This window comes from Streptomyces sp. NPDC060027 (genome assembly GCF_042737005.1).
Classification (GTDB): Bacteria; Actinomycetota; Actinomycetes; order Streptomycetales; family Streptomycetaceae; genus Streptomyces.
This window is the reverse complement of sequence record NZ_JBHWVI010000283.1, coordinates 1-9,632: the sequence shown is the minus strand read 5'-3', so window position 1 is coordinate 9,632 and position 9,632 is coordinate 1. Positions and strand designations below refer to the sequence as shown.

8 protein-coding genes are annotated in these 9,632 nt (G+C 70.4%); all 8 read right to left on the bottom strand.

Annotated elements, in window-relative coordinates:
• Window positions 1-105 precede the first annotated feature (105 nt).
• The 8 genes from ACFWBT_RS38730 to ruvC all read right to left on the bottom strand — a co-directional run bounded on the left by ACFWBT_RS38730 (window position 106) and on the right by ruvC (window position 9,514).
• A complete protein-coding gene (locus tag ACFWBT_RS38730) occupies window positions 106-2,670 on the bottom strand; it encodes a RelA/SpoT family protein (RefSeq protein WP_385708256.1) in 2,565 nt (854 codons plus the stop codon).
• Between the two features lie 231 nt (window positions 2,671-2,901).
• The gene (locus ACFWBT_RS38725) at window positions 2,902-3,441 is read right to left on the bottom strand and encodes an adenine phosphoribosyltransferase (protein WP_385708254.1); all 540 of its coding nucleotides are present in this window, start codon (window positions 3,439-3,441) and stop codon (window positions 2,902-2,904) included.
• A complete protein-coding gene (gene secF, locus ACFWBT_RS38720; protein ID WP_385708251.1) occupies window positions 3,438-4,556 on the bottom strand; it encodes a protein translocase subunit SecF in 1,119 nt (372 codons plus the stop codon). Before secF ends, ACFWBT_RS38725 begins: the two co-directional genes overlap by 4 nt.
• A gap of 1 nt (window position 4,557) precedes the next feature.
• Window positions 4,558-6,294, bottom strand: a complete 1,737-nt coding sequence (secD, locus tag ACFWBT_RS38715) for a protein translocase subunit SecD (RefSeq protein ID WP_385708248.1) — start codon at window positions 6,292-6,294, stop codon at window positions 4,558-4,560.
• A 138-nt stretch (window positions 6,295-6,432) separates the two neighbouring features.
• Window positions 6,433-6,954 carry a preprotein translocase subunit YajC gene (yajC, locus tag ACFWBT_RS38710; RefSeq protein WP_385708245.1) on the bottom strand — a complete coding sequence of 174 codons (522 nt, stop codon included), beginning with the start codon at window positions 6,952-6,954 and terminating at the stop codon, window positions 6,433-6,435.
• A gap of 163 nt (window positions 6,955-7,117) precedes the next feature.
• Window positions 7,118-8,212 (bottom strand): Holliday junction branch migration DNA helicase RuvB, encoded by a 1,095-nt coding sequence (ruvB, locus tag ACFWBT_RS38705; RefSeq protein ID WP_385708242.1) that lies wholly within the window; start codon window positions 8,210-8,212, stop codon window positions 7,118-7,120.
• Window positions 8,213-8,309: 97 nt separating this feature from the next.
• Window positions 8,310-8,921, bottom strand: coding sequence for a Holliday junction branch migration protein RuvA (ruvA, locus tag ACFWBT_RS38700; RefSeq protein WP_351541596.1), 612 nt, complete (start codon window positions 8,919-8,921; stop codon window positions 8,310-8,312).
• On the bottom strand, window positions 8,918-9,514 hold the full coding sequence (ruvC, locus tag ACFWBT_RS38695) for a crossover junction endodeoxyribonuclease RuvC (RefSeq protein ID WP_385708239.1): 597 nt from the start codon (window positions 9,512-9,514) through the stop codon (window positions 8,918-8,920). Before ruvC ends, ruvA begins: the two co-directional genes overlap by 4 nt.
• Window positions 9,515-9,632: the final 118 nt, after the last annotated feature.

Below are 9,632 nucleotides of genomic sequence, written 5' to 3'. Positions count from 1 at the left end.
AATTTTGGTCGGCTGCGTCTTTTTTTTATACGCGCCCCCCGCGTCGGGACGTTAGGGGCCCCCCTTCGGGGGGGGCCCGCCCCCGGGGCCGGGCACCGGCGGGCGTCAGGCCTCGGAGGGCCGGCGGGCCGACGTCACGCGGTACACGTCGTACACGCCCTCCACGCCCCGTACGGCCTTCAGGACGTGTCCCAGGTGCTTGGGGTCGCCCATCTCGAAGGTGAAGCGGGAGGTGGCGACACGGTCGCGGGAGGTCTGGACGGCCGCGGACAGGATGTTGACGTGCTGGTCGGACAGGACGCGCGTGACGTCCGACAGGAGCCGGGACCGGTCCAGGGCCTCGACCTGTATGGCGACCAGGAAGACCGAGGACTGGGTGGGCGCCCATTCGACCTCGAGGATGCGCTCGGGTTCGCGCGACAGCGAGTCGACGTTGACGCAGTCGCTGCGGTGGACCGACACACCGCTTCCGCGGGTGACGAAGCCGATGATCGGGTCTCCCGGCACCGGCGTACAGCACCGGGCGAGCTTGACCCACACGTCGTCGACGCCCTTGACGACCACACCGGGGTCGTTGTTGCTGCGCCGCTTGCGGCCGCGGCCCCGCGCGGGCGGTACCGACTCGTCGATCTCCTCGGAGGCCGCCTCCTCGCCGCCGAGCGCCTGGACGAGCTTCTGGACGACGCTCTGCGCGGTGACATGGCCCTCGCCGATCGCCGCGTACAGGGACGAGATGTCGGGGTAGCGCATCTCGTGCGCGAGGGTGACCAGGGAGTCGCCGGTGAGGATGCGCTGGATCGGCAGGTTCTGTTTGCGCATCGCGCGGGCGATGGCGTCCTTGCCGTGCTCGATCGCCTCGTCGCGGCGTTCCTTGGAGAACCAGGCGCGGATCTTGTTGCGGGCGCGCGGCGACTTCACGAAGCCGAGCCAGTCGCGGGAGGGGCCCGCGCCGGCCGCCTTGGAGGTGAAGACCTCCACCAGGTCGCCGTTGTCCAGGGTGGATTCGAGCGGTACGAGCCGGCCGTTGACCCGTGCTCCTATGGTCCGGTGGCCGACCTCCGTGTGGACCGCGTACGCGAAGTCCACCGACGTCGCACCGGCCGGAAGCGCTATGACGTCGCCCTTCGGCGTGAAGACGAAGACCTCGTTGCGCGACAGGTCGAAGCGCAGGGACTCCAGGAACTCGCTGGGGTCCTCGGTCTCCTTCTGCCAGTCGAGCAACTGACGCAGCCACGCCATGTCGTTGACGGTGTCCTGGCCCGCGCTGCCCTTGGCCGCCCGGGGCACGTCCGTACGGATCTTGGACGAGCCGGCGACGGTCTCCTGCTTGTACTTCCAGTGCGCGGCGATGCCGTACTCGGCGCGGCGGTGCATGTCGAACGTACGGATCTGGAGTTCGACGGGCTTGCCGTTGGGGCCGATGACCGTCGTGTGGAGCGACTGGTACATGTTGAACTTCGGCATCGCGATGTAGTCCTTGAACCGGCCGGGGACCGGGTTCCATCGCGCGTGGACGGTGCCGAGCGCCGCGTAGCAGTCGCGGACGGTGTCCACGAGGACGCGGATGCCCACCAGGTCGTAGATCTCCGCGAAGTCACGACCGCGGACGATCATCTTCTGGTAGACGCTGTAGTAGTGCTTCGGGCGGCCGGTGACGGTCGCCTTGATGCGGGCCGCGCGCAGGTCGGACTGGACCTCGTCGGTCACTATGGCGAGGTACTCGTCGCGCTTGGGGGCGCGCTCGGCGACCAGGCGCACGATCTCGTCGTACATCTTGGGGTAGAGGATCGCGAAGGCCAGGTCCTCCAGCTCCCACTTGATGGTGTTCATGCCCAGGCGGTGGGCGAGCGGCGCGTAGATCTCCAGGGTCTCGCGCGCCTTCTTCTCCTGCTTCTCGCGCTTGAGATACCGCATGGTGCGCATGTTGTGCAGCCGGTCGGCGAGCTTGATGACCAGGACACGGGGGTCCTTGGCCATGGCGACGACCATCTTGCGCACGGTCTCGGCCTGGGCGGCCTCGCCGAACTTGACCTTGTCCAGCTTGGTGACGCCGTCGACGAGCAGCCCGACCTGGTCGCCGAAGTCGCGGCGCAGGGTGTCGAGGCCGTACTCGGTGTCCTCGACCGTGTCGTGCAGGAGACCGGCCATCAGCGTCGCCGGGTCCATGCCCAGTTCGGCGAGGATGGTGGTGACGGCGAGCGGGTGCGTGATGTACGGGTCGCCGCTCTTGCGCTTCTGGCCGCGGTGCCAGCGCTCGGCGACCTGGTACGCATTCTCGATCTGCCGGAGCGTCGCCGTCTCGATCTTGGGGTCGTTGCTGCGCACTGTCCGCAGCAGCGGCTCCAGAACCGGGTTGTACGGGTTCGAGCGCTGGACGCCGAGACGGGCGAGGCGGGCGCGGACGCGGTTGGACGATCCGCCGGAGCGCGCGGGCTGACCCGCCGCGGGACGGACCGCCGGGGTGGCCGCGGCACGCTCGGGAGGGGCCGGCTTGGGACGTGGCTGCTCGGCCGCCGAGTCGTCGGGCGCCGACTGGGCGTGCTCCACCGGCCCGCTCGCGGCGTTCCCTGCGGGCGTCTCCGCGGGGCCCGAGGCGGGCTCGGGCTTGGTGGAGGCGGTTCCCCCCAGGCGTTCAGCACTGGGGGCGAGTGGCTGGGCCTCGTCTGGCAAGAGGGCTCCTCGTGCGCGATCCGGGTCCCCCGGTCAGGCTCCGGAAACCCCATGGTAGCGAGCCCGGGCGCCGGACTCGCTGTCGGCCGCCGGGGGCGGCCTCGTACAGGGAGAACGCCAGAGGCGGGCACCGGATTCCTCCGGGCCCGCCTCCACGGTGTCCTACGGGTGTCTCAGGCCTTTCGGGGGCCTCTCCCGGGGTTTGGCTCCCAGGTGGTGCGCGGACGGGCCTCAGATCGTGAGGAGCGCCTGCAGGGGAGCTCCGGCCAGAGCCGACTCCAGACGGCCGCGGCCGCCGAGGAAGCCGAGCTCCATCAGCACGGCGACGCCCGCGACCTCGGCGCCCGCCCGGCGGATGAGCCGGAGCGAGGCCTCGGCGGTGCCGCCGGTGGCGAGGACGTCGTCGACGACCAGCACCCGGTCGCCCGCGCTCAGGTCCTCGGCGTGCACCTCGATCTCGGCGGAGCCGTACTCCAGGTCGTAGGCCTGCGACAGGGTCGCTCCGGGGAGCTTGCCCGCCTTGCGCACAGGGATGAAGCCGAGCCCGGCGCGGACGGCGACCGGTGCTCCGAGGATGAAGCCACGGGCCTCGAGACCGACGATCTTGGTGGCCTCGGTGCTCACGGCGATGTCCGCCAGGGCGTCGGTCAGCGCGCCGAACGCGGCCGGGTCGGCCAGGAGCGGGGTGATGTCCTTGAACATCACGCCCGGCTCCGGGTAGTCGGCCACGTCACGGATACGGCTGGACAGCAGCTCTTCGATGCCGGTCATCGGCGCTTCCCCGAGGGCCGGCCGCGGCCGCGGGCGCGGGACGCGGGCTGGTTGCGGGGGCCGACGACCGCCGGGGTGGCGTCCTCCGGCTCGTCGTCCTCGTACGAGGCGCCCGCGACCTGCGGCTCCAGGGACTCGCCCTTGGCGGCGGCCTGGGCCCGCTTGGCGAGGACCCGCTTGCGCAGGGCCTTCATCTGCGGCTCGCGCTCCTTGAGGTCGGCGACGAGCGGCGTGGCGATGAAGATCGAGGAGTACGCACCGGCCGCGAGGCCGACGAACAGCGACAGCGAGATGTCGTTGAGCATGCCCGCCCCGAGCACGCCGCCACCGATGAACAGCAGGCCCGCGACCGGCAGCAGCGCGACCACCGTGGTGTTGATGGAACGCACCAGGGTGCCGTTGATCGAGCGGTCGGCGACGTCGCTGTAGGTCCAGCGGGTCTGCTTGGTGATGTCCTTCGTCTGCTCCTTGAGGCTGTCGAAGACGACGACCGTGTCGTAGAGCGAGTAACCGAGGATCGTGAGCAGACCGATCACGGTGCCCGGGGTGACCTCGAAGCCGACCAGGGCGTAGATGCCGACCGTGATGGTGATGTCGTGGATCAGGGCGACCAGCGCCGCGATGGCCATGCGCCACTCGAAGGCGATGGCCAGGTAGATCACGACGAGGACCATGAAGATCGCCAGACCCTGCCAGGCCTTGTTGGCGATCTGGTCACCCCAGCTGGGACCGACCAGGTCGGCGTTGATCGACTCGGAGTCGACCTTCAGGTCCTTGGCGAGCTGGTCCTTGATCGTGTCCGACTTGTCGGTGTCGATGCCGGCGATCTGGACGCGCAGTCCGCCGTTGCCCAGCTTCTGGACGACCGCGTCGTGGCCGGAGGCGTCTTCCGCGAAGGTCTCCGCCTGGCTGACCGAGATGCTGGTCTTCTCGGTGGTGAAGACGGCGCCGCCCTGGAACTCGATGCCCATGTTCAGGCCCCGCACCGTCAGGCCGAGGATGGCCGTGATGGTGATCAGGATCGAGATGCCGTACCAGATCTTGCGCTTGCCGACGAAGTCGTAGCCGATCTCGCCGCGGTGGAGCCGGGCGCCGAGGGTGCCGAGTTTCGACATCTCACGCCTCCTTCGTGTCGACGGGGGCGGACGCGCGACGGGTGCGGCGCAGCGGCGGCTTGGCTCCCAGTCGCTTCGGGTCGAGGCCGGACCAGCTGTGACCCTCCGCGAAGAACTTCTTGCGGGCGAGGATCGTCATCAGCGGCTTGGTGAAGAAGAACACGACGACGACGTCGAGGACCGTGGTCAGACCGAGGGTGAACGCGAAGCCCTGGACCTTGCCGACGGTGACGATGAAGAGCACCGCGGCGGCGAGGAACGACACGAAGTCGGAGACCAGGATGGTGCGCCGGGCACGCGGCCAGGCACGCTCGACGGCGGGCCGCAGGGAGCGTCCCTCGCGGATCTCGTCCCGGATGCGTTCGAAGAACACGATGAACGAGTCCGCTGTGATTCCGATCGCGACGATCGCTCCACAGACGGCCGGAAGGTTCAGCGCGAAGCCGATGGCCGGACCGAGCAGCGCCATGAGCACGTACGTGAGGACGGCGGAGACCAGCAGGGAGGCGATGGCGATGACCGACAGGCCCCGGTAGTAGATCACCAGGTAGATGACGACCAGGGCGATGCCGATGGCACCCGCGATCAGACCGGCGTGCAGCTGCTCGCCACCGAGCGCGGCGGTCACCGTGGTGACGCTGGACTCCTTGAAGCTGAGCGGCAGCGCGCCGTACTTCAGCATGTTGGACAGGTCCTGCGCCTCGGTCTGGGTGAAGCTGCCGGAGATCTCCGCGCTGCCGCTCAGCGACTGGCTGACGGACGGGTCGGAGACGACCTCGCCGTCGAGGACGATGGCGAACTGGTTCTGCGGGGACTGCTGCTGGGCGAGCTTGCCGGTGATGGCGGCGAACTTCTTGGAGCCACCGGACGTGAAGTCCATGGTGACCTTCCAGCCCGCGGCGCTCTGGGTATCGAAGACGGCGCCGGCCTTCTTGATGTCCGTGCCGGACACCTCGGCCGGGCCGAGGACGTACTTCTGCCACTGGCCCGAGGAGTTGCCGCAGGCCACGGTCGGATCGGTCGGCTTGGCGCCGTCACCGGCCTTGGCGCGGGCCGCCGGGTCGGTGCAGTCGAGCGCGGCGTACTCGGCCTGCAGCTTGGCCGTCGCGGGGTCCGCGCTGGCGCTCGCGGAGGGCGAGGCGCTGGAGGAGGCCGAGGAGCTGCTCGCCGACGGCGTGGAGTCGGCCTTCAGGGCGTCGGTGACCGCGCGGCCCTGGGAGGTGGCGGTGGCCGACGGCGTCGCGGAGGAGGACGAGGTCGCCTTGTCCGTGGCCTTGTCCGTGGCCTTGCCGGAGGCGCTCGGCGACGGGCTGGCCGACGCCTCGGCCCCGGAGACCTCGGTGGTCAGCACGGGACGGAAGTAGAGCTTGGCGGTGGTGCCGACCTGCTCACGGGCCTGCTTGGAGTTCGTGCCCTTGGGGATGTTGACAATGATGTTGTCGCGTCCCTGGGTCTGAACCTCGGCCTCGGAGACACCGAGACCGTTGACACGGCGGTTCATGATGTCGACCGCGGTGTCCATGTTGGTCTTGTTGATCGCGTTGGGCTGGCCCGGCTCGTTCTTCGCCGTGAGCGTGATGCTCGTGCCGCCGGCGAGATCGATGCCGAGACGCGGAGTGGTGTTTCCGGAGGCGAACATCCCCCCGGTGAGCGCCGCGATGGCGATCAGGATCAGGGCCAGCGAGCGCCCCGGCCTGCTCTGGGCGCTCGCGCTCCGGCCCTTCTTAGGTGCTGCCACCTTCTCGTACTCCCTCTCGGGCCGCCCTGCGCCGGGTGAGCGAGGGACGGCCATGCCATGGTGTCGGGACTCCGTGCGAGAGCAGCACGTCCCGGGAGGTGCGGGCGCGGTCGGTCGCGCCGTGTTCCCGGGTCGTGACTACTTCGCGTCGGCCTCGCCGTCGGTCTTCTTCGCCTCTGCCGCGTCGATCTCGGAGGCCTTCTCGGCCTTCGCCTCGGCGACCTCGTCGGCCGGCTTGTCCGCCGTGTCCTTCTTGCCGAGGTCGAGGGGCTTGTCGTCGGAGGCGTCGGAAGAGGCGTCGGCGGCGGGCTCGTCGGTCTCGGTGAGGGAGGAGGCGTCGTCCGGCACGACGGAGCCGTCGTGCTTCAGGTCGTGCTCGATGCCGTGGACGATGCGGTTGTACTCGTCGTCCGTGAGGACGGCACCGATCGAGTTCTTCGCGAAGAGCAGGTCCACGCCCGGGGCAGCGTCAAGGAGAACCGTGTCCTCGTTGACCTCCTTGACAGTGGCGTACATACCGCCGATCGTGCGCACGCCGGAGCCGGGCTGCAGCTCGTTGCGCATGGAAGCCGCCTGCTGCTGCTTCTTCTTGGCCGACCGGGTCATCAGGAACATGGCCCCGATGAGCACGATGAACGGGAGGAGGGTCACGAGACTCACGGGTCGGAACTTCCTTCTTCGACCGCAAAGGTGAGCGGCCTGCTGGATGGGGGTATGTATGCCGTCGACAAGGGCGGCATCGGCGGAGTCTAAGCGAGTCCGCACTCAGGGAACAACGCTCAGCATGGCACCGGGGTTCCTGCCCCGGTACCTACGCGCGCCGTCACGCCCCGAACAGGTCCTGTTGTCCGTTTCCGCCTGCTGAGCGGCTCGGCGGCGTGAGGCCGAGATGTGTCCATGCCGCGGGTGTCGCCACCCGGCCACGGGGAGTACGGGCGAGGAGTCCCTCTCGTACGAGGAAGGGCTCGGCGACCTCTTCCACCGTCTCACGCTCCTCCCCCACAGCGACAGCGAGTGTGGACAATCCGACAGGGCCGCCGCCGAAAAGCTTGATCAGCGCGTCGAGGACACCGCGGTCGAGACGGTCCAGGCCCCGTGCGTCCACCTCGTAGACCTTCAGCGCCGCCCCGGCGATCTCCCGGGTGATGATCCCGTCGGCCCTGACCTGCGCGTAGTCGCGCACACGGCGCAGCAGGCGGTTGGCGATACGGGGCGTGCCGCGGGAGCGTCCGGCGATCTCCGCGGCGCCCTCGGTGTCGATCTCGACGTCGAGAAGGCCTGCCGAGCGGTGGATGACGCGCTCCAGCTCGGCGGGCTCGTAGAACTCCATGTGCGCGGTGAAGCCGAAGCGGTCGCGCAGCGGCGGCGGCAGCAGTCCCGCGCGCGTGGTGGCGCCGACCAGGGTGAACGGGGGCAGCTCCAGCGGGATGGCGGTGGCGCCGGGGCCCTTGCCGACGATGACGTCGACGCGGAAGTCCTCCATCGCCATGTAGAGCATCTCCTCGGCGGGCCGGGACATGCGGTGGATCTCGTCCAGGAACAGGACCTCGCCCTCCTGGAGCGAGGAGAGGATCGCGGCGAGGTCTCCGGCGTGCTGGATGGCGGGGCCGCTGGTGATGCGGATGGGGGCGCCCATCTCGGCCGCGATGATCATGGAGAGGGTGGTCTTGCCAAGGCCGGGAGCCCCGGACAGGAGCACGTGGTCGGCGGTGGCTCCGCGCGCCCGAGCGGCCCGCAGGACCAGGTCGAGCTGCTCGCGGACCTTCTCCTGGCCGATGAACTCGCCCAGGTCCTTGGGGCGCAGCGCGGCCTCGACGGCCTGGTCCTCACGGTCGGCGACCGATCCCACCAACCGCTCCGCGGCGGGGCCGACGAGCCCCTCGGCGGCGGCTTCGTCGGTCGTGTCGTCCCAGTTCATCGGTGGTGCCTCGCGGTCTCGTGGTGGTGGGGCGGTCGGCGGGTGGGCGGGCGCGGACCACACCGGGGCGCGCGACCGCCCTGGGGGCCGGGGCCGTTCAGCGGGCTCGGTTCAGGGTCTGCAGGGCGGCCCTGAGGAGCTGGCCGATCTGCGGGGTTCCCTCGGCGGCCTCGGCCTGCGGGGCGACGGCGGAGACCGCCTCGTCGGCCTCGCGGGTGGCGTACCCGAGGCCGATGAGCGCGGCGTGCAGCTGGTCGCGCCAGCCGGCGGTGACCGCCGTGCCGATGGCCGGGCCGCCGGGGCCGAGGGGCTCACCGAGCCGGTCCTTGAGATCCAGCAGCAGCTTCTGGGCGCCCTTCTTGCCGATGCCGGGGACGGCGATGAGCGCCTTCTCGTCGCCGGTGGACACGGCACGGCGCAGGGCGTCGGGGCTGTGCACGGCGAGCATCGCCTGGGCCAGGCGCGGGCCGACTCCGCTCGCGGTCTGGAGCAGCTCGAAGACCTGGCGTTCGTCGTCGTCGGCGAAGCCGTAGAGGGTGAGCGAGTCCTCGCGGACGACGAGGGAGGTGGCGAGCTTGGCCTGCTGTCCCGCGCGGAGCCCCGCGAGCGTATTGGGCGAGCACTGGACGGCGATCCCGATACCGCCGACCTCGACGACCGCGGAGTCGGGGGCGAGGGCGGCGACCGGGCCGCTGACGAAGGCGATCATGCGGTACGGCCTTTCGATGCTTGGTGCGAGGCGTGCGCGGCTGCGGCCTGCTGGAGTCTGTTCTGCGCGACGGCCTGCTGGGGCCGGTTCTGCGCGGCGGCCTGCTGGAGTCTGTTCTGGGCGGGGGCGCGCCAGATGTGGCAGATGGCGAGCGCGAGGGCGTCCGCCGCGTCGGCGGGTCTGGGGGGCGCGGCGAGCCGGAGCAGGCGGGTGACCATGGCGCCGACCTGGGCCTTGTCCGCGCGGCCGCTGCCGGTGACGGCGGCCTTGACCTCGCTCGGGGTGTGCAGGGCCACGGGGATGCCGCGCCGGGCGGCGCAGAGCATGGCGACGGCGCTGGCCTGGGCGGTGCCCATCACCGTGCGGACGTTGTGCTGGCTGAACACCCGCTCCACGGCGACGAATTCGGGTTCGTACTCGTCGAGCCACTGCTCGATGCCCTGCTCGATGGCGACCAGCCGCAGACCCAACTCGGCGTCCGCCGGGGTGCGTACGACGCCGACGCCGCGCATGGTCAGGGGCCGGCCGGCGACTCCTTCGACCACCCCGACACCGCACCGGGTCAACCCGGGGTCAACACCCAGCACCCGCACCCGAGCCCCTCCTTCGACGTCCCCCGGCCACCACCGGGAGATTCCCCGGTTCGTGCAGGCTATCGGGTGCCACTGACAGAGCGACGGCGCCGCCGGTGTGTGCCGTCGGCCCGGCGCC

Coding starts and splice junctions, on each gene's coding strand:
- ruvB (WP_385708242.1), bottom strand. CDS start 8,212: ATGAACTGGGACGACACGACCGACGAAGCCGCCGCCGAGGGGCTCGTC.
- ruvA (WP_351541596.1), bottom strand. CDS start 8,921: ATGATCGCCTTCGTCAGCGGCCCGGTCGCCGCCCTCGCCCCCGACTCC.
- secF (WP_385708251.1), bottom strand. CDS start 4,556: ATGTCGAAACTCGGCACCCTCGGCGCCCGGCTCCACCGCGGCGAGATC.
- ACFWBT_RS38725 (WP_385708254.1), bottom strand. CDS start 3,441: ATGACCGGCATCGAAGAGCTGCTGTCCAGCCGTATCCGTGACGTGGCC.